Genomic DNA, 23,412 nt, shown 5'->3' on the forward strand with positions numbered 1-23,412 from the left:
GTTTACTATAACAACTATCGATATCAGTGGGACTTAAAAAAGATGACCCCTATTCAATATAGGAATCATCTTCTAGTTGCTTAATCTCTTTTTTTATTGTGTCCTTGACATAGGTGCCAGTTTATTCCTTTATCCCACTACTATTTGTTTTATAGTTATTTCAATTCAAGTTGGTGTTGATTTATGATTATTTTTGTGTTCAACAGAACTGATAGACCCAAAAATCGTTTAGTCAACCATATTATTTAACAAAGCCCAAATTTAAGTTAAATCCTAAATAAACAAGTGAAAACCTCCCCACTAATCAGGGAGGTTTCTGAACTTATGCAAGCAATTTTTCAAACGTGTTCTTTCCGACGATTCCATCCTGAGATAACTTCCGATCCCTTTGAAAGGCTTTAATAGCAACCATGGTGTTGTCGCCAAAAACTCCATCAAAGCCTTGTGGGCTATAGCCTAAGCAATAGAGCAAGCCTTGAATAATAAAAACTATGTTTCCTCTTGCGCTTTTACGCACTGAACGAATAGCAGCTTTTGTTTTTGAACCCCAAATTCCATCAACAACTAAACGAGCATTGTATTGTTTATTAAGCTCTGTTTGCAGCGCCTTAATAGCTCCGGTCTTCGTTTTAGCTCCATAGATTCCATCAACAACAAGACCAGTTTTATATTTTTCGTTTAACCACTGCTGAAACACGGAAATTGGACTTCCGCCAACTCCAGATGGTCTCGATACAGGCTTCGGCGTTGAAGCGGGCTGTGTCCCGCTCTTTTGTTTAAGCGCAAACGCTTTAACCAATCCAGCCACATGCCCCGCGGCAACCTTATCTAAGAATGCATTTGTTTTTAATTTATTCGCGTCAATTGCGTGATCAATAAAGCCATTTTCCGTTAAAATGGCTGGCATATTCGTTTCTCTTAAAACTGCAAAATTAGCTCGCTTTTTCCCCCTGTCGCGTAATCCTAGTTGACTTAAAATTGCCGCGTGAATTACGTTTTGATATGAAAGTGTAGCACTGCTCGCGCTGTTATAAATAAACGTCTCAAAACCTGTGCCTCCTCCACTGTTAATATGAATGGACAAAAAGTAAGTAGCTCCCCATGAATTAGCTAATCTTGCCCGTTCAGATAGTGATACAAATATATCGTTAACCCGACTTAATCTTACTTCGGTATTTTCGTAATTGAGGAGTAAATTGCGTATTTTTAATGCAATCGCTAAAGTCAAATCCTTTTCCTTTAAGCCATTACCAACAGCGCCAGAGTCCGACCCACCATGTCCAGGATCTATAAAAAATTTAACCATTTTCATCACCTCTGATGCCATTGTATGCACCATCATCTCTTCTGAACAATCGTGTTATTTTTTACCAATTCCACTTTTCAAAAGCAATGGTACGATTGTAAACGAATATTCAGTTCCTTCGCTTAATCTAGGCTTCACAAAGTGAGATCATCTTTTTTTCAAAAACAGAGCCAATTTGGCAAAACAAACGCCTTTGTCAACTTTTTTCATCATTGAAGGACGAATAATTAATTAAAGAAGAGAACTCCTGCAGTCCATTATTTTTAATACCTGACATCGCTATGTAAAACAATTTGGATGACGACGTTCACCTACTAAAAATCCCTTCATCCTCACAATACCTTCAACGAATCATTACTGCACCCGATAATCATCCCAACCATCCTAATAAAGAAGCGTACATTTGAACTTTTTGTGACATATCAATAATTATCATCTACTTTTAAGACCAGACATTATGTTTGTCACTATTCAATTACCTACAACCATTGAATAATAAGGAGAAATAAAATACCTGAGAAATGGGGTTTTCCTATGAACTTTCCACAATTAAAAATCGGCCATATGGTTCCTAAATTTCCAATCCTTCAAGGTGGTATGGGGGTAGGCATTTCGTTAAGTGGTTTAGCATCAGCTGTTGCAAACGCTGGAGGAATTGGCATTATATCTGGAACGGGCATTACGCTCGAAGAATTGAAGCTACATATAAGAAAGGCAAAAGCAGCCATTAAAAATGAGGGCTATATCGGAGTAAACGTTCTATTTGCGATGAATGATTTTGCAGAAAAAATGAAGGTAGCACTCGAGGAAAAAGTGGATTTTATTATTTCTGGAGCAGGTATTTCGAGGGATATGTATAGCTGGGGCAAAGAAGCGGGCATACCAGTCATCTCTATCGTCTCAACCGCTAGACTAGCAAAAATGTCAGAACGTCTCGGTGCTTCAGCTGTCGTTGTAGAGGGTCATGAAGCAGGTGGACATTTAGGGACTGAGCGACCGCTTTTTGCGATATTACCGGAAGTAGTTGAAGCTGTAAAAATTCCAGTGATTGCTGCTGGCGGAATTATGACAGGAAAGGACATCGCTTGTGCGGTACAAATGGGAGCATCCGGCGTTCAAATGGGGACACGATTTGTTGCCAGCAATGAATGTGATGCACCACTCTCTTTTAAAGAAAAATATGTTCAGGCAAAAAAGGAAGACATCGTTATGGTTAAAACAACTGTAGGACTGGAAGGACGGGCGATTAAGAACCGTTTTTCTGAACTGATTACTGGCGATAAAAAGGTGAAAATCAAGAAATGTATTGATTGCTTGAAGAATTGTTCCTATCGCTTTTGCACGATGGATTCTTTAGTCACATCCATGAATGGAGATTGTGAAAATGGCCTCGTTTTTGCTGGGGCAAGAGTCGCTGAAATTAAAGACATTCTTCCTGTGCAGACAATCTTTGACAACCTGAGAATGGAATATGAGTCCAGCCAATTAACTAAAAATAGATAGTCAATCTCTTCTCTTGAAAGGGAGCTCTCTTTGCTCCTTTTCAAGAGTTTCCCCTCTTCCCCATGCATGTTTAACCAACATCATATTGTCCAGTGAGCGGCAAGATTTTGCTGTTCTTACAATCCCCCCCTTTGAGGTTCACTGAAAAATTCACAGAAACTACCCTATATTTCAATCTTCTCCCGAAATCCCATTCGTCGTTTTCCTCCTTTAAAATTAAGGCTTAATGAGCTATCACCCCGATTAATAGAGGAACGCCATTCCTAAATAAAGGAAAATCCATACTCCACAGTTCCTCGTCTAATCTTTCAGATAGCTCCACTCCAATCTCTTTGATTTTTACACGATTGAACTTCCCATCATTGTGCAAATTAGTAAATAACAATGAAGCGATCCGCTATTTCAACGATTCATCATTTTATTGATAATGAAATTATGACAGTATGTCATAAATCATTTGACATATGACAGTGTGTCATATATTATTAAAGCAACGAAAATATGACACATCGTCATATAGATCGAAGTTGGAGGAAAGACCATTGCCTAAACAAACGTTTTTTAATCTTTCACAACAAAAAATTCATACATTAATTGAAGCAGCAGAAAATGAATTTGCTAGAGTTCCTCTTTTTGAAGCTTCTATTGCCAATATTATCAAAACTGCCGGAATTCCAAGAGGCAGCTTCTATCAATACTTTGAGGACAAGGAAGATCTCTATTCATATTTATTAGAAGAAAAATTAAACAAGACGAAGGTGTACTTTCTAACATTATTAAAAAAACATAATGGAGATATCATTGAGGCTATGAAGGAAATGTATCAACACTTCCTTACGATTTTACCAAATGAAAAAGAACGGAATTTTTTGCGAAACGCTCTTTTATATACGACAAATAAAGTAGAAAATTCCTTCAGCAATATGTTTGATGTAACTCGTGATCATACAATTTTCAAAGAAATCACCGAATTAATTGATACAAGTCGATTTAATATTAATAATCACTATGAACTAGTACATGTCTTTAAAATCATTACAGCTATTGCCTTTCATAATTTCGTTGAGAAAACATTAAAAGGGTTAACAGATGAAGAGGCTATACAAGCATTTTCAACTAGCATGGATCTAATAAAGCATGGCATATATCGACAATAAATAGTGTTATAAAAATTTAATGAGGAGAATGCATAATGACAGTAACCATTTATGGCTTGGAATGTAAATCAACAAGGAAAGCAAGACAGTGGATGAAAAAAAATGAAATTGCTTATGTTGATCGTAATATTATTAAAGAACCTCTTACAATAGGAGAATTGCAAGCGATCCTTCGAATGACATTAGACGGAACTGAAGGAATTATCGCAACAAGATCAAAAGTTTATAAGGATATGAATTTGGATCTTGATGAACTATCTTTACACGAATTACTTGAAATCATTCAGAAGCATCCAAGATTATTAAAAAGTCCAATTATTATGGATGAAAAAAGATTACTCGTTGGTTATAACGAAGAATATATTCGTCAGTTTCTTCCGAGGAAAGCTCGTAAAATCGAATGGTTGAAATGGCAGACAAAAAATAACTTTTTAGTTGAAGGATAGTTTAATAACAACACTTTTGAAAAACATAAACTCTCACGAATAGAAAAAGGATAGATAGCCACTAAATTGCTATTTATCCTTTTTCTTTTTATCTCACAAATCCGCCAGCCCGCTCCCTTGCTTTCCATCAAACTCCACAGCATCGCTCATAAAAAAATGGTTGCCAATGTTTCTCATACTGTTACATGCTCTATTTCTAAAAACATAACTGAAAACCACTATTCCAAAATACCTCAACTAAATTCAATATAGTAAACCGAATTTTCTTTTAGAACCTTTTGTCCTTTTTAGGAGAACTCAGAATATAAACGAAATAATTAGCACATTTTAAGAAAAACTGGAGGTGGCAGCTATGCTTATTAATTTTTTTAGAATATTTAATGCCATAGTTTTATGGACCATTTTATTCATTTTTCTTCCTAAACAATCTTTCAAAAGATTCTTACCCGTGACTTTGTTTTGTTCCTCCATCCTTTTAATCCAAACTCTTTTAAATCCCATCTTTAATTGGTGGCATGTTAAAGGTGGCTATAAATATATGGTCTTTGATGCACTAGCTTTTATATTAGGCCCTTTCTTTACTATTAATTTGTGGGTGTTCCATTTTACTTACAAGAAGTTTTCATTGTATGCTTTTCTTAATTTAATTATTGATTTTATCTTTGCATACCTTTTGAATCCTTTTTTTCAAAAATTAGGACACTATAAGTTGAAAAAATATACTCCCACAACGATTTTCTTCATCTTCTATTTACTTGCATTAATCAATTATGCTTTTCAAAGGCTTTTTGAGAAATACAAAATACCAGAAAATCATTCCCATCAATAATACATTTTGCCGAACAAGTTAAAATCTAACATGTTCGGCATCTTTATTTATTTGATTTTATTACACAAAGATGGTTAATAAATTGATTTCATAATGATGAAAGTTGTTCACTATCATTACAAACTCGGAAATTCTTGCCTTAAAATTTAGTGGAGGTTGAAAAACGACCAATCAATATTATTTGAGCAGCTGAATTAGTAACGCCACTTAATTTTCTTTCCTAAGTTTCCATTTCTTCGCTATTTTGATCTTCTCATTCGTCCTACTCAATAGAACCTCTTAAGACGATATTTAATTTTTTCAAAGTTCCTGATCAAAACGAGCAAAAATATACTAAGTATTCTATAAAAGAGTGTTAAAATAAATTGTTCAGAAAATGTTCAGAAAGGAAGATTAAAATTGGAATAATGGACAAGTTGTCCTCAGATAGAAATCTATATTTTGGAGTTGACTATTATAGTGAATGTGGAAGGCAGTTATAATTACTATATTGTTGCGCTTTCAGTTTTGATTGCGATCTTAGCATCATATTCCACCTTAAATATCACATCAAAGATTTCGAATTCAAGCAAAAAACATAAATATTTTTGGTTATTATCAGGCTCAGTAGTAATGGGGAGTGGCATATGGTCGATGCATTTTATCGGAATGCTGTCATTTCACCTCCATACCAGTATGAAGTATGATATTTGGCTTACTTTATTTTCTCTAGTTGCAAGCACCGTTTCTTCATTCATTGCCCTATACATTACAATGCCTAAAGATATTAATATGTTTAAAATTGCCTTAGGCGGTCTCTTCATGGGTTCTGGAATTGTAGCAATGCATTACGTAGGAATGAAGGCAATGATTATGCCCTATGAGCTTTCATATGATCCCGTTTTGGTTGCAGCTTCTGTTATTATTGCCCTTATCGCTTCTTATGCGGCACTATTTTTGTTCATTCGTTTCCGCAACCAGTCCTCTTCTAGTTGGATTAAATGGTTATCTGCAATTATAATGGGCATTGCCATCTGTGGCATGCACTATACAGGTATGAGAGCGGCTAGATTCTACACTCAAAGTGATATGATGCATCATAACCAGGCAATCGAACCTATTTTACTTTATGGCGTAACGATAACGATCATCATTATTCTCTTGGTTTCTTGGGGTGCAATGTTCTTTGACCGTAACGTATTGGAAAAAATGGCCTATCAGGATACACTAACAGAGTTACCCAATCGTCATCAAATGAATCGTTTTTTTGAAAAAAATGTTGGTTATCAAAATATCGGGGTTTTGTTCATTGACTTAGATCAGTTTAAAGCCATTAACGACACGCTGGGTCACGATATAGGTGATTTACTAGTAAAGGAAGTTGCTGTTCGCTTACGTCATTTCGTTCATAAAGATCAGCATGTTTTTCGAATCGGCGGTGATGAGTTTCTATTTATTGTGGAAAATTGCGAACAAGAACGTGCTGAACAGCTTGCCGAAAATATATTACAAGTTATAAAAAGGGTTTATTACATTGAAGGAAATGAATTGTATATTACTAGTAGTATCGGAATAAGCGTAGGTTCTATCGAAAACTCACATAGTTCTGTTCTCCTGAAAAAAGCCGATACAGCAATGTATAGAGCTAAACGATTAGGAAAGAACCGCTATTGTGTCTATACGGATGAAATGGGAATAAAAGAAGTACGAAAAATGGAATTAGAAAAAGATATTCGCCTCGCTCTTGAAAATAAACAATTTTATCTCGTCTATCAACCAAAATGGAATGTAAAAGAAAATCGTTTATATGGTTTTGAAGCACTGTTGCGTTGGGAACACCCAAAGCTGGGAACGATCTCCCCAAGTGAATTTATTCCGATTGCAGAAGAAACAGGATACATCGTGTCGATAACTCGTTGGGTTTTAGAGGAAGCGTGTATTCAATGCAAAGTATGGCAAACAAAAGGGATTATATATCCAGTTTCTGTTAATCTTTCCATACGTCTCTTTCAGTTAGATAGCTTAAGCGAATGGGTGCACACGATTCTCGAAAAAGCAAAATTGGATCCACATTTACTTGAATTAGAAATCACTGAATCTATGGTGCTACACGACGTGAACGATGTCATCTTCCAGCTCCATAATATTCGTTCCTTAGGTGTAAAAGTCTCCATGGACGATTTCGGGACTGGTTATTCATCTATCGGCCTCCTAGATCTAATCCCCATCGATACGCTAAAACTAGATCGATTATTTACACATGATCTAGATAAACCAAGTAAACGGGCCATTATCAACGCGATCGTCTTAATGGCTGAAAATCTCGGTCTCGAAGTCATTGCTGAAGGTGTTGAAAAACAAGAGCACGTTGAGTCACTAACACAACTGGGATGCCACGTCATGCAAGGCTATTTTTATAGCAAGCCGATGAAAGGGATAGAGGTTGATAAATGGATCGACAATCATGCTGCTACAAAACAGGAACCTTCAAACACCTTTACTTAAAGATGATGTGATTTGATAATGAACAAATAATAAATGATATATTCGAAGTCTTCCTCCAATCTCATAAATCGATGTGATGCTCACTTTTTACGACGATTTGGAGAAGACTTTTTCTGGCTTTTCGAATAGAATCGCTATTCGGATGGATTTTCCTCTTGAATGTCCGATTTGAACTGCTAATTGGACAGAACGTGGTGCACTTTCCTCTTGAATGTCCGATTTGAACTGCTATTCAGACAGAACGTGGTGCACTTTCCTCTTGAATGTCCGAATCGAACTGCTATTCGGACAGAACGTGGTGCACTTTCCTCTTGAATGTCCGATTTGAACTGCTATTCGGACAGAACGTGGTGCACTTTCCTCTTGAATGTCCGATTTGAACTGCTATTCGGACAGAACGTGGTGCACTTTCCTCTTGAATGTCCAATTTGAACTGCTATTTGGACAGAACGTGGTGCACTTTCCTCTTGAATGTCCGAATCGAATCGCTATTCGGACAGAACGTGGTGCACTTTCCTACTGAATGTCCGAATCGAACTGCTATTCGGACAGAACGTGGTGCACTTTCCTACTGAATGTCCGAATCGAACTGCTATTCGGACAGAACTTGATGCACTTTCCTCTTGAATGTCCGAATCGAACTGCTATTCGGACAGAACTTGGTGCACTTTCCTCTTGAATGTCCGATTTGAACTGCTATTCGGACAGGACTTGGTGCACTTTCCTACTGAATGTCCGAATCGAACTGCTATTCGGACAGAACGTGGTGCACTTTCCTCTTGAATGTCCAAATCGAACTGCTATTCGGACAGAACGTGGTGCACTTTCCTCTTGAATGTCCGATTTGAACTGCTATTCGGACAGAACGTGGTGCACTTTCCTCTTGAATGTCCGATTTGAACTGCTATTCGGACAGAACTTGATGCACTTTCCTCTTGAATGTCCGAATCGAATCGCTATTCGGACAGAACGTGGTGCACTTTCCTCTTGAATGTCCGATTTGAACTGCTATTCGGACAGAACGTGGTGCACTTTCCTCTTGAATGTCCGATTTGAACTGCTATTCGGACAGAACGTGGTGCACTTTCCTACTGAATGTCCGAATCGAACTGCTATTCGGACAGAACGTGGTGCACTTTCCTCTTGAATGTCCGAATAATATAGACATTCTACCAAGAAGGTGAAAAAATTGGACAGCTATTCGACCGAAAAGAGATGGAGCATACAACTTTCTAAATTATTCCACAGCACTATCATGGATCGAAAAAGTCTTTTCGTCACAATTAATTTCTGCCATGGCGCCATATGGCAAAATGAATTTTGGCTCAGTATGACCAAAATTTAAGTTATAAAGAATTGGCAAGTCTTCCAAATTAAATTCTTTCATCACTTTTCGAATTTCCACTTTATACTCATCGTAAAAAGCCTCGTCCTGGGGCTTACCGAAAATAATTCCATTAACTTTATTTAAAATGCCTTGTGCCGCATAATTTCGCAACCAATATCTAATAAGGTTTGGCTCTGGTTTTTCTTCTGATGTTTCAAAGAATAGAATGCTGTTTTCCCAATATTTATTTTCTGGCCAAAGCTCCGTTCCTTTTACAAACTCTAAAACTTCAATACAACCACCAATCAAATGCCCTTGAACGATACCCGTCCCTTGAAGTACTTCATAACCACTGTTCTTCCGCATCGTTCGGCGAAGCTCCTTATTTTCTTCAGTCCACTCTAATCTCTCACTGGTCCATTCTTTTGCAGGTTTAATTTCACCAATCTGTTCATTTGAAAAAAGCGTCCTTTTTACCATTTCAATTGTATATGGATCCATTTCCACATTTTCTGCAAAATCAGTTAAAATCGCGGGACCGTAAAAAGATGATACACCAGCTTTATAACAAAATAAATGTGCAATAGTCGTATCCGAGTAGCCCATCAGTATTTTCGGGTTTTTATGTATAATGTCAAAATCGATATAAGGAAGTAAGCGAATACTATCATCTCCACCTATATTTACAATAATTGCTTTTATCCGTTTATCGGTAAATGCAGTCATCAAATCCTCCGCACGCGCTTGTGGATTCTCGTACAGAAAGTCCTCTCCCTTTAAACTATTTGGCATCGAAATAACTTTTAATCCAAAAATGTCTTCTAGTCTTTTTACACCTTGTTCATAACGCCATTTAAGTAGTGGCTCACCTGCTCCTCCCCAAGAAGGACTTACTGTTGCCACACAATCACCTGGCTGTAATTTTTTCGGCTTTATTAACATTCTCAAACTCCTCTCTTAATAGCATTAATCGTTATGACTTTTTCACCTTCGACAACACTATTATATAATGAAAAAGCCACAAACCCTTATTAGAATTTGTGACTAATGATTTCACCTTTAAAAGGGATAATTACTAATACGTTTGTATTTAATCCCATTTATTTAGGAAAGACTGCAATAAAATTTCTACAATCCCATGATGATAATGGGAGAAGTCACTCCTTTTTACGTATGTTTCAACTGTGGTGAAAAAACGGTACACCACCCGTTGCCTTTTTGTTATACTAGTACGCACTTTTCTTCTAATGTCTTCTTTAGGAATAAAGCCAATTCAAACATTCCATATTTTCCAGCTTTCGCTTCTGCATCAGAATTATAGTTTGTATTGGTATTAATATCATACGTATAAATTGTTCCGTCAGCAGCTCTGATAAATTCTATTCCCGCCACTTGAATGTTATTTCTTACTAGAACTTCTTTATATTTTTCTATGATTTCGTCTTCAAAATGATCAATAATTTGAAACTTAGGCTTCTCTTCTACTTCTTCTCCTACTGGGCAGTACAAATCTCCAATTTGGCATGCATCTGCCGGGCAAAGTTCAAACCCTTCCGAAGTGTCTACCTTAACAGCATAAACAAATTTTCCTCCTACGAACTCGCAACGAGTAATATAGCTTTCAGGAGAGTAAATATATTCTTGTATTAAAGTAATACCATCAACCGGTTCTTCAAAAGCCGCTCCTTCCACATAAGCCTTTAAAGCCTCTATGCTATGAAACAATTGAACGCCTAACCCTTTACCGGCACGGTTGTGCTTCGTAATAAACGATTGTCCGGCAAAGTTTTGAGCTGCCTTTATGATATTTTCCTTGCCAACGGCAGCAATCGTTTTTGGAGTTTTTACTCCAGACTTGTTTAATTCTAAGTATTGTAAGACCTTACTCACTTCCAACCTTAAAGCATTCGGCCCATTTATAACGGTACGGTCATGTGCTTCAAGCCAGGCCAATACTTGCCCGGAAAATTCGGCTGCAAAACGATGATCACGTGTATGAGAAGAAGCACTCATTCTGCTGTAGAAAATTCCTTCTGGTGGCTCTGTTGATAAATCCAACATCCCTTCATCTAAATGCCATTCTTCATATGGAACACCTAATTCCTCTAACCTTCTAGTTAAATGGACTGTCCACTCACGATTCTCATGGATGACATATACCTTACTCATTCTTATCGCTCCTCTCTAGCTTTTTATTAAACTCCGTTTTTGTTCGACTAATGGCATTACCTGCCTTGAAAATCGCTCCATTTCCTCAAGTTGAGGAGAAAACTGTAATAATAATAAATCTAACCCTACTTCTTCATACTTTAAAATGCGCTCTGCAATTTGCGCTGGTGTTCCTACAAGGTTTGGTCGAAGCCCGCGATTAGAAACCGAGTAATCCTGTAATTGAATTTCTTGCTCTAATTGTGATTTAGTCGTAAAGTCTTTAAAGCCAGCATAAGCGCTAGAGTCTTTCACGTTCGTGATTTTTTCAAGCTCAGCCAAAGCCTCTTTCTCTGTATCTCGACAAATTACATAGGCAGCCATTCCAAAGGAGCTGAATGGAGCATTACTCGTTTGCTCACGCCGTACCTTCATATCGGTTATTTTTGCCTCAATTTCTTCAACTGTTCCACCATGCATTACATAAGCATCACATTTTTCTGCAATGGTTTGTTTCCCCTTTTCGCTTTCCCCGCCTGCATAGAGAATTGGATTAGGTTTTTGCACAGGCTTTGGAGCAAGCTTCGTGCCACTTAGGTTGTAGAATTGACCAGAATAATGGAACGTTTCTTCCTTCCACAATCCTTTTAAAACGTCGATAAATTCTTCCGTCCGTGCATAACGCTCATCATGCTCTGTAAAAACCCCACCATATTGACGTGCTTCTTCTTCCCACCATGCTGAAACCACATTAAGAGTAAAACGACCGTTACTAATACGATCAATATTTGCCGCCATTTTTGCAGCTACGGCAGGATTGTGAAAGCCAGGGCGTATCGCCGTCATGATCTCAATTTTATCGGTCACCGCTGCGAGTCCAGCTGCAGTGGACCAGGCTTCTAGAGAGGCATGTTCCGGTCCTTTAATATCATTTAAATATAATTCTGCGATTAAAGTAGTCGAATACCCCCATTTTTCAGCCGATTGCACAACCTCCTTCGCATAATCAAAGGTTGCTGGCATCTTTTCATCTTCAACATTACGCAACCAACCGCCAAACATCGGTAACCAAAACCCATATTTCATTTCTACTCTCTCCCTGCCATTCTAATTAGATAGTTTTCCCATTTATTAAGTTGGAATTGTTCATACATAAAAAGCTCTCCTTCTTAGAAGAGAGCTTTTAACTCCCTTCTCATCTTTCAAGCACAACGCTTGTTGGAATTAGCACAGTATTCCGCAGAACCTGTTGCCGAGGCTTCAAAGGGCCAGTCCCTCCACCTCTCTTGATAAGAAGAAAAATATGATTTGATAATGTTGTATAAAAAGATAAAAATGTTGCAAATATTCAATACATGTTGTCAGAAGCATTGCTTTTAACTAAAAAGCAGCAACGTGAAATAAACTAAACTAAGGTGATAATAGTTTAAATTTAACCAATTGTCAATTAAATTTTTCGAAACTCTAAATATTTTGTCATCATTCTAACTGCGAAAGAGAAGGGCTATATTTTACAAGCGATTTCTAAAAAACTTGTATGTTATACTAAAAATACTAAAGAATGAAGGGACTGAACTATGCGCAGATATCAATATTCATCCCCATAAAACATATTCTGGAGGTAAAATATTGATTACAGAACTTAAATCACCACGCTTATTTTTAAGAAAAATGAATGTTTTAGACAAAGCTCAACTTTTTGAAATTTGGTCTGATCCTGAAGTAACGAAATATATGAATATTGATCGCTTTACAAGCATGAAACAAGTTGAAGAAATGATTCAATTATTTGATACACTCTCACAAAATAATGAAGCGATTCGCTATTCAATCATCGAATTAGCATCAGAGGAAATAATAGGCACTTGCGGCTTCAATGCTATCGACTATGACAATGCTAAAGCGGAAATTGGCTATGATCTGAGGAGGAAATATTGGGGGAAAGGTTACGCTGCGGAAGCCATGACTTCTCTCATTCATTATGCCTTCAACGATTTAAACATAAATCGAATCGAAGCCAAAATTGAACCTGAAAACAGAAATTCCATAAAACTAATTGAGAGACTTGGGTTTAATTATGAAGGAACATTAAGAGAAGCAGAGAAGTCGAAAGGGCAATTTATTAACCTCAAGCTTTATTCCAAATTAGCTTCAGACAAATAACATTCGGAAGAGTGGTTTACACCACTCTTCTTTTTTCGCCTATCATACATTCATCATTCACTGAATGGTTGCCCACCCTTTTTTAGCATAATAAAGAGCGTTACAACTGAATAATCACTCGGTAAAAAAACACTTCTTTGAAAAGGGATAATACAAATGAAACTAAAGCGAAGATAATATTTTCTCCGCATCAATCCATACAATCGGCTCTTTCATGACGCAGTCGATATGTACACCAGCTTCTGTTCTACCACCAAAGGATTTATTGCTTCCGAATGCAATATGTACAGTTCCAAATACTTTTTCATCTTCTAAAACGTTACCTGTTAACCTCGCTTTTTTATTGGTACCGATTCCAAATTCAGCGATCGTCCTACCGGCTCCGTCACCTAATAATTCCAATAATTTTTGCCCTTTTTCACCCGTAGCGTGAACCAATCTACCTGCTTCAATTTTTAACATAACCGGTTCATCAAGGATTCCTATGTTACTGATCGAACCATCGATTAGCAAGCTGCCATTTGCAGAGTCTTCGATCGGTGCTATATAACTTTCCCCTGACGGCACATTCCCCGATTCTCCTTTTTCCTTAAAAACCCCTGTACTTCTAATTCCTTTCCTTCCTTTAATAGAGAAAGTCAGCACATGTCCAGCTTTTTCTATTCTGACCTCATCACCTTGATCTAAGCGGTGAGCATACATTTCCGTAAGTTCTTGTACTTCATTATAATCAGCTGTGATTGCACCATTTTCCAGCATATCTATTGAAATCCCCGGCATCGTCGCTATTCTCGCACCAGATTCGGACGCATTCTTTCGTGCATTTGTATGTGTCAACGAATGTTCTGTTACGCATAATATAACGTCAGCAAATTTCATTAAAGAACTTATCATTTGAGGAGGTTCTTCACCGGATTTATTTCGAGTTGGCATTTTGACTAGAACCGTTTCTTTTGAAACCCTTTTACTTGCTTGATAAAATAAGTTGGCAATTTCCTCTTTTTCGTCATCCGTAATAATGAGAACGGATTCATTTGTTTTGAGTGTTAGGTTTTGTAGCAAAACTGACTGTGCATTTTCTATTAAACTCATATTTACTTTCTCCTTTCTTCACAAAGAGAGCTAGATATATTAAAACTAATGCTCCGTTCTCTTTAAAATAAACCAAAGTTGGCACCGTGTTTTTCTACCACTTTTTCAACTTCATTTTTCGCATCTTGTAATTTTGTAATAAACATTTCGATCTGTTCATCGTTTATGCGGTATTTTGGGCCTGACACAGTAATGGAGCCAAATATCGTATTTTTATAGAATACCGGCATTGCAACAGCAATCACATCTTCCGTATATTCACCTTTGCTTACTGCATATCCGTTTTTAAGAATTAACTCCAAATCTTCCTTAATTACCTTTGGGTCTACCATTGTTTTATCCGTGTATTTAATCAGTTCCCGTTCTAAATATTGCTCGATATATTCTGACGGCATATGTGCCAATATGGAGCGATATGAAGCGCCAGCATATAAGGGAGAGCGACTTCCAATTGAAACGGAAAATCTCACCGTTGTTCTCGCTTCTACCGCATCAAATGTTACCGCCTCATCTCCATCCTTTATCATCAAAAATGTTGATTCATTCGTGCTTTCACTTAAATCTTCTAAAATAGGATGTATTAGTTCGTTTATGTTGAAAAGCTCTGATACCGTATTTGCAAGTTCCCATACTGCGAACCCAAGAGAATACTTCTTTGTTTCTTTATTTTTGATTAAAAATTTGTGCTTTTCGAAAGTCTCTAAAATTCGATAGGTTTTCGTATGGTTTTCATTTAATGCAGCAGCTAATTCTCTTCCTCCCCAAGTTGGTTTTTCTTTTGTAAACATTTTTAATACCTCTAATGATAGGCTCAATGTTTTCAACATCTAAAGAATTGCCTCCTAAAAATAATAAATGGTGCATATTAGAAATATGCCAATATGCACCATCATAGTATTTTACATTGTCTCTTGTTCGTAAAGGTAGTCAATGACTGCAGCAATATAAACCTTACTGCATCTTACAATATCCTCTACCTTCACTTTCTCATTATAACCATGAATACTTGGTAAGTAAGCAGGTCCATATTGAAGTACCGGAATATGATGATCTCTAAAATGGCGAGCATCACTACTGGCCCATTGCATAACACCATAGGCATCATGTCCTGTCACATGGGTAATATTATCGACAATGGCTTTACAAATAGGTTCTTCATCACTTGTGTAGTTGGCATTACTACGGAAGCCAAAACGAGTCAATTCATATTCAATTCCTAATGAATTGAGCTTTTCGTGTAAGAATGCTGTTACCTCCTCCTGAGTAATACCAAACGGAAGCCTGCAATCAACTTCTACTTCACAGCTCTCAGGAATCATATTTGATTTTGTCCCACCTTGAATCTTCCCGATATTTACAGTGACATGATCTAGTACGGCTTGAAAAGGCTCACGATCCTTTTCAACTTCTCGCATATATCTCTTCGATCTCTCTATTAATGGCATAACCTCTTCCGGAATGTCAATATGTAATTCCCATAATTTTCGGATTTCATTAATCGCATTAATCATATTAATAATGGCATTATTTCCAGCCAACGGGGATAGACTACCATGCCCTGGTTCTCCATATACTTTGAGCTTAAACCAGTATGAACCCTTCTGACCAAGTGTAGGATTATAGCGAGAGGAAGGCTCCGCTATTAAACAGCCATCTCCTTGAATAATTTTGCGTTCCAACAACCAAGGAACTCCAAATTCTCCACCTGTCTCTTCATCAGGAACAATAGCTAAGGTCAATTGACCCGGGAGTTCGATATTTAACTTTTTTAAGAGTGCAAATGTAAAAATGATCCCCCCCAAACCAGCCTTCATATCACTAGCTCCACGTCCAAGCAACCATCCATCAACAACTTCACCGGAAGTAGGATTGAAATCCCATTTTGTATGATCACCTGTCGGAACGACATCAGAATGACCACAATAAATTAAATGCTTTCCACCTTTATTTTCGCCAATCGTTGAAACCAGATTGTACATTTTATCTGTAGCTTCATGCCAAGTGGTTTCTGCCCCCACATTTTTCAAGTACTGATCAATAAAAGTAGTAATCTCTGTTGAATCTCCTGGTGGATTCTCACTAGGAATTTTAATTAGTTGACTACATAAGTCGATTAATTCATCTTTATGGTTTTCTATTTCTTGAATTAAATAGTTTTTTAGTTCTTGTTTGTTTGTCATTGTATCAGTAGCCTCCTACTTGATTCGATTTTTAGGATGTACAACCGTATTACATTTAAGCTTTTATCTTAGAATTTACTAAATTAAGATTTTGTCAAACTGAATCACGAGATGATGAAATGATTTAATTTCCTAATGATTGTAAATGTGTCATCTTCCCATATAACTTTTCTAAATGATTGAACTCCTGTTCGTCGTAGAAATCGCATTTTGATTGACCATACATTTTGGCTACCTCGATACAATAGCGAACCGCTTCTTCCACGTCCGTGACGCGACTTGCTCCTGTACCACATCCTGCAACAGCAGTTTCAGCCGTTATTGCAACACCAACTACAGGTTTGTCTGTTGCAACGGCTGGTTGAAGAATACTGTTAATATGATAAACACCATTCCCATAAGGTGTAATGTCTTGGGTAGTGATCGGCATTGTAACCGGTAATTTCCCTACTGATTGTGAATAAATATGGAGGAGGTCATCACTGACTTTAAGGATATAGCCTTCTTTTACAGTCGGAGTAATCGCAAAACCTCGATGATTAATAATTTGATTTCCTTTTGTCGTATCAACAGAAAGAATGGCATCCATTTCCTCTGTCACTTCATATTCATTCATTGTTAAAATATCTACTGGTGAATCCATGAATGGCACAGGATCATGCGGTCTCGTTGGTGCATTTGGACAAATATGTGTAGTTAATATGACATCACCCTCTAATTGATCACCTTTATTCGACATGTCCAAAAGTTTTGCAGCAGATGACATACTCGTTAATGCACCATCACCATCTGATACATAGCCTATCATTTCTGGACGTGCTCCAATTCCTCCTAATCTTCCAATTATTCCGAGGGTTGGCGCACTTCCACCTTTTGATTTTCCATTTTTCCCTGGAATCACCACTTTAATGAAATCAGTTGAGCCCTCTTTTCCGTCAATTGTATGAACAGTGATTTGCCCGTTTTCACTAATGTTAGACAAATACTCTTTCACTTTTTCTCCTGTTACCGTTTGGTCATCCATTATTTCGTACATTTCCATTACATATTTTAATGACATCTTTATACCCCCAAAATTAGTTAATTAAATGACATGATACTTGATGTGTATTCTCAGGTGTTACCACTTTCGGCACTGTTGTTTTACAAATATCTACCGCGAATGGGCAACGTTCGTGGAAGCTGCATCCAGAAGGCGGATTGAGCGGACTTGGAACCTGCCCTTTTAAGATGATACGCTCTTTTTCTTCAAAAGGATTTTCTTTAGGAATTGCTGAAAATAAAGCCTTTGTATATGGATGTCGAGGATTTGAGTAAATCTCTTCGTATGTTCCAATTTCTACAATTTTTCCTAAATACATCACGGCAATGCGATCACACATATAACGTACGACATTCAAATCGTGCGAAATAAAAATATATGTTAAATTAAATTCTTTTTGCAATTTTTTTAATAAATTAATAACTTGTGCTTGGACCGATACATCTAGCGCCGAAACTGGCTCATCACATATGACTAACTCGGGATGCAAAGCTAATGCCCTAGCTATATTGATACGCTGTCTTTGTCCGCCAGAAAATTCATGAGGGTATCGGTCCGCATATCGTTTGTTTAAACCTACCGTTTCAAGCAATTCTTCTACTCGTTCTCTCCTGCTTTCTTTGCTCCCTACATTGTGAATGACAAGAGGCTCTGCGATTAGTTCACCAATTTTCAAGCGTGGATCAAGAGAAGCATAAGGATCTTGAAAGATCATTTGAATCTTCTTGCGTGTCGCTCTTAATGTTTTTGCATCCATTTCAATCAGGTTTTTCTTTTTGAAATTAACCTCACCGCTCGTCGGCTTGATCAATTGATTAACAAGACGTGCCATCGTAGATTTACCACAGCCTGATTCACCGACGATTCCTAAAGTCTCACCTGGATAGACTTTAAAATTAACACCATCAACTGCTTTAACACTTTGCGTTGATTTTTTAAAAGGAATATAGTTTGAGACTGGAAAATGCTTTTTCAAATCCTTAACTTCAAGTAGCGCTTCCATCGAAATATGCATCCTCCTTTCGTTCCAGCTTCTGATCTGATGTTTGAAAATGACAAGCAACCGCATGTCCCTTCGTTGGTTCCATTAACTGAGGGGTCTTCTCAAAACATACAGTTTGAGCATACGGACAACGTTCTACAAATGGACATCCTTTGACCTCAAAGCTCAAGTCAGGCGGACTACCAGGGATTGTAGCCAGTGGTTTCAAATTATTTTGAGATTCAGTAATTTGTGAGTCTAATAACCCCCATGTATACGGATGCAACGAGTTGTTATATAGCTCCGCTACCGTCCCGGATTCTACTACTCTCCCTGCATACATGACGATGATTTTGTCACATGTTTCCCATACTACTCCTAGATCATGTGTAATCATAATGATCGACATGTTTAACTTTGCTTGTAATTCCTTCATTAGATTCAGTATTTGAGCTTGTACGGTTACATCTAATGCAGTCGTTGGTTCATCAGCTATTAAAAGCTTTGGATCACATGATAAAGCGATGGCAATCATCACTCGTTGACGCATTCCCCCAGAAAATTCGTGCGGATACATATCAATCCTTTTTTCTGGAGCTGGTATACCGACCAACTCTAACATTTTAATCGCTAATTCTCTTGCTTCTTTTTTCGAAACAGCCTTATGTGTTCGAATCGATTCAATAATTTGATTCCCAACTGTAAATACTGGATTTAAACTAGTTGAAGGGTCTTGAAAGATCATTGATATTTCATTACCGCGGATCTCTCTTATTTCCCGATTTGATAATGTTAATAAGTTTTTACCTTTAAAAATAATCTCTCCACCTGTTATTTTCCCTGGAGGATTCGGTATAAGACGCAGGATGGAAGTCGCTGTCACACTTTTACCAGAACCAGACTCTCCAACAATGCCTAAACTCTCATTCTCATTTAGTGAGAAAGTAACCCCATTTACCGCTTTCGTAACAATGGATCCAGATTTAAATTCGATTTGTAAATCTTTTACACTTAAAATTGGTTCTGACATACTTTTGCCACCCCCATCCTATAACTTCATTTTTGGATCAAGAGCGTCCCTCAATCCATCCCCAAATAGATTAATACCTAGTACTGTAATTAAAATAACTAACCCAGAAAAAGTTGCTAGTTCTGGACTTAGCACGAGAAAGTTTTTACCTTCTTGAAGCATGCTACCCCAGGATGCTGTTGGTGGTTGTACTCCCAATCCTAAGAAACTTAGTGATGCCTCTGATATGATCGCTCCCGCAACGCTCATCGTTGCATAAACGATTAAAGGAGCAACACTATTGGGAACAACATGTTTAAATAAAATTCTTCCATGCTTAGCTCCTAAAGAACGAGTAACTTCTATAAATTCAGATTCCTTAACAGTTAAGACTTGACCTCTAACAACTCTAGCAAAACCAGGAATATTCGATATTCCGATCGCAATGATGACATTCACTAACCCTTGTCCTAAAACAGTCATCAAGACAATCGCTAATAAGATGAACGGAAAAGCCATCATACCATCAATAATTCGCATAATAATTGCGTCTGTTCTTCCTCCGAAATAACCCGAAACTAACCCTAGTAATGAGCCAAGGACAGCACCAAATAATACAGCGGCAACCCCAACTAATAGCGAAATTCGAGCACCATACACAATCCGGCTATAAATATCACGTCCATAGCTGTCTGTACCTAAAATATGCCCCTCTTCCCCAGGTCCTAATAGCGTTTTAGTCACATCCATCTCATACGGATCATGAGTTGCGAAATAGGGGGCAAAAATTGCTGTTGCTGTTAGCAGTAAAATGACAAATAAGCCAAGTGCAGCAAATCGATTCCGCAACAATTTACGAATGAAGGATTGTTCTTTTTTTGATTTTCTATATTGAAGGTCTCTTGCTTCTTCGATTTCTTGAACAGTGTTCATTCTTACTTTCCACCTCCACTATTGGAGTCAAGATTAACTTTTGGATTCACAACTTTATAGAGGATATCAACGATTAAGTTAATCACTACGTATATTACAGCGATGAAAATAACCGTGCTTTGAACGACGACAAAATCTCGCTTTTCTATCGCATCTACGATCAATAACCCCATTCCAGGCCAACTAAAAATAGTTTCGGTTAATACTGCCCCGCCTAATAAGCCAGAGAATTGCAATCCGATAACTGTTAACAAAGGGGTTAACGCATTTTTAAAAGCATGTTTATTAATCACTTTGAATTCTTTTAAACCTTTTGAACGTGCTGTTTTTATATAATCTTGTGAAATGGTTTCCAGCATACTTGAGCGAATAATTCTCGCGAACTCAGCAGTAGGGATAGTCGCCAACGCCACACTAGGCAAAATTAAATGGCGGATGAAGTTCCCGAATCCTTCCTCAAGCGATCCCATTCCTGTTGCGGGAAACCATCCTAAATTAACACTAAAATAGAGAACTAACATGACACCTAACCAAAATATCGGCATCGAAACACCAATTAAAGAGAGAGTTGTAACAGAGTAATCGATAATGGTATTTTGTTTTCTTGCTGCAATAATCCCCGCTGGCACACCGATCATTACTGCTATCAATAAAGCACTGACTGCTAGAATAATAGTGTTAGGAAAACGTTCAATAATTAAATCCATAATTGGCCGATTATACGTAAGTGAATTTCCAAAATCAAATGTGGCCAAACTTATTAAATAATCAAAAAACTGTTTGTGAAGTGGCTCATTTAATCCAAGTTTTTCAGAGTACTCCGCAATATCTTGCGCACTTGCCTGTGGTCCAAGCATAACGGCAGCTGGATCACCTGGTAACATCCTAGTAATAAAAAAAACGATAATCGCTACGATTAATAAAGTCGGTATTAATTGCAGCATTCTTTTATAGAGAAAACCTTTCAAAATATCCCCTCCTTGATTCATTATCTGAACTATTGTTTTATTATGTGAATTAATAGAATGTTATCATCCTTTTTTTTGTTCGTAAATAGTAATTAAGTAAAATTAAAAATTTTTCGACTATAACAGCCAATTTATATTTACATTATTAAAAATTTTGTGTAAATTATTTATATATTCATTATCTGAACTTTTGTGTCACTATGTGAATCAATTAAAAAGGGGGAAAACTAGTGAAAAAGAAAATTTGGAGATTAGCACTATTGTCTATGATCATTACGATGGTATTAGCAGCATGTTCTTCTGGAGGAAATTCAACGAAAAATGAAGGTACTGAAAGTGAAAGTTCAAGTAATGGTGGCGGTGTTCTGAATATCGGCCTATCATCTAATGCAGCCACTTTAGATCCGACCCTATATACTGGCGTATATGAATCTCAAATCATGCGTTCAATTGCGGACACATTAATTGTCTATGACAAAGATTTACAGAGCTTCGTACCATCATTAGCAACTGAATGGGAAGCAGCTGACGATATGATGTCCTACACATTTAAATTGAGAGATGATGTACACTTCCAACCAGGTGAATATCAAGATGGAAGACTAATGACAGCAGAAGATGTGAAATATAGCTTAGAACGCTCCGCTAATAAATCAGCACAAAACCGTCTATCTGGTGTCGCAGGTGTCGAAGTTGTGGGCGAGTTTGAAGTCGTAATCCACTTAGTAGCTCCTAATTCAGCTTTACTAGCTATGCTGACTGACCAAGGAAATATCATCATACCAAAAGAAGAGGTTGACGGTTGGGGTGATCAATTTGGTGCGCACTTAGTCGGAACGGGGCCGTTTATGCTTAAAGAGTGGAAAACAGATCAACAAGTGGATTTAGTAAAGCATGAAAATTATTGGGGTGAAGAACCTAATTTGGATGGGGTAACCTATAAATTTATTTCTGACCAGTCCATGATGACGAATGCTTTACGTTCCGGTGATATAGATATTGCGACAGATATTAAGGGACAAAATCGTGAAGTCATTGAACGTGATGAAAACCTTGAACTGCTTTCAACTCCAGGTCTTTCTATAACATATCTTGACATGAACTACAAACAAGGTCCTACTGCAAATCCGAAAGTTAGGGAAGCTATTTCAAAAGCTACAAATATCGACGAAATTGTTCAAGGTGTTCACCAATGGGGCGGCGGGACTCCGGCATATGGTCCACTCCCAAAGAGCTCTTGGGGATATGATCAATCTTTCGAATCATTGCGTCCAGAGTATAACCCAGAAGAAGCCAAAAAAATCTTAGATGAAACTGAATATGCTGGTGGATTTGAAATTGATCTATATGTACTAGAAACACGTCAAAACTATGCGACCATATTCCAAAATCAAATGAAGAAAAATTTAAATATTGATGTTAATATCAAAGTCTCTGAATGGGGAACATTAACAGAAACAATCTCTAAAAATAACGCGCCAATGAACATCGGTGGATGGTCTTGGTATCCTGATCCTTATTTCTTCCTAAACCCACGCTTTCACTCAGACCAAGTAGGGAGCAATGGAAATGGAAAAGCTTACACCAATGAAAAAGTTGATGAATTATTAGACAGAGCAGTATCTGAGACAGTTGATCAAGAAGAGCGAGCTAAGTTATATCAAGAGGCAGTTACAGAAATCTTAAATGACTACGCTACAATTGAATTCGATTACTTAGATATTGCAACAGGCATCAATCCAAAGGTAAAGGGATTCAACCTTTCTCCAGACGGAACGATTTCTGTTGTTAGTCCTAACGGTGTCAACATTTCGATAGAAGAATAATGACAAGAAAGAGAAGT

Annotated in this window: 20 protein-coding genes, 1 pseudogene and 1 riboswitch; of the genes and pseudogenes, 8 read left to right on the forward strand and 13 right to left on the reverse strand. The window is 37.4% G+C overall.

Going from position 1 to position 23,412, the window contains the following annotated elements:
• Window positions 1-84: IS3 family transposase (locus PZE06_RS18255; protein WP_275791704.1), on the forward strand; the 84-nt coding region annotated here is incomplete at its 5' end.
• 238 nt (window positions 85-322) lie between these two features.
• On the opposite strand, the gene PZE06_RS18260 is transcribed toward PZE06_RS18255, so the two are convergent.
• Both PZE06_RS18260 and PZE06_RS18265 read right to left on the reverse strand, forming a co-directional pair.
• Complete coding sequence (locus PZE06_RS18260; RefSeq protein WP_225315222.1) at window positions 323-697, reverse strand: peptidoglycan-binding domain-containing protein; 375 nt, start codon at window positions 695-697, stop codon at window positions 323-325.
• A 69-nt stretch (window positions 698-766) separates the two neighbouring features.
• Window positions 767-1,306: pseudogene (locus tag PZE06_RS18265) on the reverse strand (N-acetylmuramoyl-L-alanine amidase family protein); the annotation flags it as partial.
• Window positions 1,307-1,840: 534 nt separating this feature from the next.
• Here PZE06_RS18265 and PZE06_RS18270 point away from each other — a divergent pair.
• The 5 genes from PZE06_RS18270 (at window position 1,841) to PZE06_RS18290 (ending at window position 7,725) form a co-directional block, all read left to right on the forward strand.
• On the forward strand, window positions 1,841-2,809 hold the full coding sequence (locus PZE06_RS18270) for an NAD(P)H-dependent flavin oxidoreductase (RefSeq protein ID WP_150917623.1): 969 nt from the start codon (window positions 1,841-1,843) through the stop codon (window positions 2,807-2,809).
• A 542-nt stretch (window positions 2,810-3,351) separates the two neighbouring features.
• Window positions 3,352-3,966: a TetR/AcrR family transcriptional regulator gene (locus PZE06_RS18275; RefSeq protein ID WP_150917626.1), complete on the forward strand. Its 615-nt coding sequence runs from the start codon at window positions 3,352-3,354 to the stop codon at window positions 3,964-3,966.
• A gap of 35 nt (window positions 3,967-4,001) precedes the next feature.
• Complete coding sequence (gene spx, locus PZE06_RS18280) at window positions 4,002-4,412, forward strand: transcriptional regulator Spx (RefSeq protein ID WP_150917629.1); 411 nt, start codon at window positions 4,002-4,004, stop codon at window positions 4,410-4,412.
• Window positions 4,413-4,764: 352 nt separating this feature from the next.
• Window positions 4,765-5,241 (forward strand): hypothetical protein, encoded by a 477-nt coding sequence (locus PZE06_RS18285; protein ID WP_150917632.1) that lies wholly within the window; start codon window positions 4,765-4,767, stop codon window positions 5,239-5,241.
• Between the two features lie 465 nt (window positions 5,242-5,706).
• Window positions 5,707-7,725 carry a bifunctional diguanylate cyclase/phosphodiesterase gene (locus PZE06_RS18290; RefSeq protein ID WP_150917635.1) on the forward strand — a complete coding sequence of 673 codons (2,019 nt, stop codon included), beginning with the start codon at window positions 5,707-5,709 and terminating at the stop codon, window positions 7,723-7,725.
• A 1,237-nt stretch (window positions 7,726-8,962) separates the two neighbouring features.
• Here the strand turns inward: PZE06_RS18290 and PZE06_RS18295 are convergent.
• From PZE06_RS18295 to PZE06_RS18305, 3 genes are all read right to left on the reverse strand, one after another.
• Window positions 8,963-9,994, reverse strand: a complete 1,032-nt coding sequence (locus PZE06_RS18295) for a S66 family peptidase (RefSeq protein ID WP_275791782.1) — start codon at window positions 9,992-9,994, stop codon at window positions 8,963-8,965.
• A 279-nt stretch (window positions 9,995-10,273) separates the two neighbouring features.
• Complete coding sequence (locus PZE06_RS18300) at window positions 10,274-11,221, reverse strand: ATP-grasp domain-containing protein (protein WP_275791783.1); 948 nt, start codon at window positions 11,219-11,221, stop codon at window positions 10,274-10,276.
• 15 nt (window positions 11,222-11,236) lie between these two features.
• Window positions 11,237-12,286 carry an LLM class flavin-dependent oxidoreductase gene (locus PZE06_RS18305; protein WP_275791784.1) on the reverse strand — a complete coding sequence of 350 codons (1,050 nt, stop codon included), beginning with the start codon at window positions 12,284-12,286 and terminating at the stop codon, window positions 11,237-11,239.
• A gap of 106 nt (window positions 12,287-12,392) precedes the next feature.
• Window positions 12,393-12,496, reverse strand: a riboswitch (SAM riboswitch).
• Window positions 12,497-12,829: 333 nt separating this feature from the next.
• Here PZE06_RS18305 and PZE06_RS18310 point away from each other — a divergent pair.
• A complete protein-coding gene (locus tag PZE06_RS18310; RefSeq protein WP_275791785.1) occupies window positions 12,830-13,363 on the forward strand; it encodes a GNAT family N-acetyltransferase in 534 nt (177 codons plus the stop codon).
• 162 nt (window positions 13,364-13,525) lie between these two features.
• Here PZE06_RS18310 and PZE06_RS18315 read toward each other — a convergent pair whose 3' ends face one another.
• The 8 genes from PZE06_RS18315 to PZE06_RS18350 form a co-directional block, all read right to left on the reverse strand.
• The gene (locus PZE06_RS18315; protein ID WP_275791786.1) at window positions 13,526-14,455 is read right to left on the reverse strand and encodes an aminopeptidase; all 930 of its coding nucleotides are present in this window, start codon (window positions 14,453-14,455) and stop codon (window positions 13,526-13,528) included.
• Window positions 14,456-14,517: 62 nt separating this feature from the next.
• The gene (locus tag PZE06_RS18320; protein WP_275791787.1) at window positions 14,518-15,282 is read right to left on the reverse strand and encodes an IclR family transcriptional regulator; all 765 of its coding nucleotides are present in this window, start codon (window positions 15,280-15,282) and stop codon (window positions 14,518-14,520) included.
• 72 nt (window positions 15,283-15,354) lie between these two features.
• Entirely contained in the window at window positions 15,355-16,635 is a 1,281-nt protein-coding gene (locus tag PZE06_RS18325) for a M20 family metallopeptidase (RefSeq protein WP_275791788.1), read from the reverse strand.
• A 124-nt stretch (window positions 16,636-16,759) separates the two neighbouring features.
• On the reverse strand, window positions 16,760-17,695 hold the full coding sequence (locus tag PZE06_RS18330; protein ID WP_275791789.1) for a DUF1177 domain-containing protein: 936 nt from the start codon (window positions 17,693-17,695) through the stop codon (window positions 16,760-16,762).
• A gap of 16 nt (window positions 17,696-17,711) precedes the next feature.
• Window positions 17,712-18,680 (reverse strand): ABC transporter ATP-binding protein, encoded by a 969-nt coding sequence (locus PZE06_RS18335; RefSeq protein ID WP_275791790.1) that lies wholly within the window; start codon window positions 18,678-18,680, stop codon window positions 17,712-17,714.
• Window positions 18,664-19,689, reverse strand: a complete 1,026-nt coding sequence (locus tag PZE06_RS18340) for an ABC transporter ATP-binding protein (protein WP_275791791.1) — start codon at window positions 19,687-19,689, stop codon at window positions 18,664-18,666. Before PZE06_RS18340 ends, PZE06_RS18335 begins: the two co-directional genes overlap by 17 nt.
• A gap of 18 nt (window positions 19,690-19,707) precedes the next feature.
• A complete protein-coding gene (locus tag PZE06_RS18345; RefSeq protein WP_095311156.1) occupies window positions 19,708-20,601 on the reverse strand; it encodes an ABC transporter permease in 894 nt (297 codons plus the stop codon).
• A 2-nt stretch (window positions 20,602-20,603) separates the two neighbouring features.
• On the reverse strand, window positions 20,604-21,569 hold the full coding sequence (locus PZE06_RS18350) for an ABC transporter permease (RefSeq protein WP_095311159.1): 966 nt from the start codon (window positions 21,567-21,569) through the stop codon (window positions 20,604-20,606).
• A gap of 266 nt (window positions 21,570-21,835) precedes the next feature.
• Here PZE06_RS18350 and PZE06_RS18355 point away from each other — a divergent pair, with 266 nt between their 5' ends.
• Entirely contained in the window at window positions 21,836-23,395 is a 1,560-nt protein-coding gene (locus PZE06_RS18355) for an ABC transporter substrate-binding protein (protein WP_095311211.1), read from the forward strand.
• Window positions 23,396-23,412: the final 17 nt, after the last annotated feature.

This window comes from Robertmurraya sp. DFI.2.37 (assembly GCF_029211245.1).
Taxonomy (GTDB): Bacteria; Bacillota; Bacilli; order Bacillales; family Cytobacillaceae; genus Robertmurraya; species Robertmurraya methanolica_A.

What these genes read in the sequence shown, in the direction of transcription:
- PZE06_RS18270 (WP_150917623.1), top strand. Translation starts at nt 1,841, where the DNA reads ATGAACTTTCCACAATTAAAAATCGGCCATATGGTTCCTAAATTTCCA.
- spx (WP_150917629.1), top strand. Translation starts at nt 4,002, where the DNA reads ATGACAGTAACCATTTATGGCTTGGAATGTAAATCAACAAGGAAAGCA.
- PZE06_RS18285 (WP_150917632.1), top strand. Translation starts at nt 4,765, where the DNA reads ATGCTTATTAATTTTTTTAGAATATTTAATGCCATAGTTTTATGGACC.
- PZE06_RS18295 (WP_275791782.1), bottom strand. Translation starts at nt 9,994, where the DNA reads ATGTTAATAAAGCCGAAAAAATTACAGCCAGGTGATTGTGTGGCAACA.
- PZE06_RS18300 (WP_275791783.1), bottom strand. Translation starts at nt 11,221, where the DNA reads ATGAGTAAGGTATATGTCATCCATGAGAATCGTGAGTGGACAGTCCAT.
- PZE06_RS18305 (WP_275791784.1), bottom strand. Translation starts at nt 12,286, where the DNA reads ATGAAATATGGGTTTTGGTTACCGATGTTTGGCGGTTGGTTGCGTAAT.
- PZE06_RS18315 (WP_275791786.1), bottom strand. Translation starts at nt 14,455, where the DNA reads ATGAGTTTAATAGAAAATGCACAGTCAGTTTTGCTACAAAACCTAACA.
- PZE06_RS18320 (WP_275791787.1), bottom strand. Translation starts at nt 15,282, where the DNA reads ATGTTGAAAACATTGAGCCTATCATTAGAGGTATTAAAAATGTTTACA.
- PZE06_RS18325 (WP_275791788.1), bottom strand. Translation starts at nt 16,635, where the DNA reads ATGACAAACAAACAAGAACTAAAAAACTATTTAATTCAAGAAATAGAA.
- PZE06_RS18330 (WP_275791789.1), bottom strand. Translation starts at nt 17,695, where the DNA reads ATGTCATTAAAATATGTAATGGAAATGTACGAAATAATGGATGACCAA.
- PZE06_RS18335 (WP_275791790.1), bottom strand. Translation starts at nt 18,680, where the DNA reads ATGGAAGCGCTACTTGAAGTTAAGGATTTGAAAAAGCATTTTCCAGTC.
- PZE06_RS18340 (WP_275791791.1), bottom strand. Translation starts at nt 19,689, where the DNA reads ATGTCAGAACCAATTTTAAGTGTAAAAGATTTACAAATCGAATTTAAA.
- PZE06_RS18345 (WP_095311156.1), bottom strand. Translation starts at nt 20,601, where the DNA reads ATGAACACTGTTCAAGAAATCGAAGAAGCAAGAGACCTTCAATATAGA.
- PZE06_RS18355 (WP_095311211.1), top strand. Translation starts at nt 21,836, where the DNA reads ATGATCATTACGATGGTATTAGCAGCATGTTCTTCTGGAGGAAATTCA.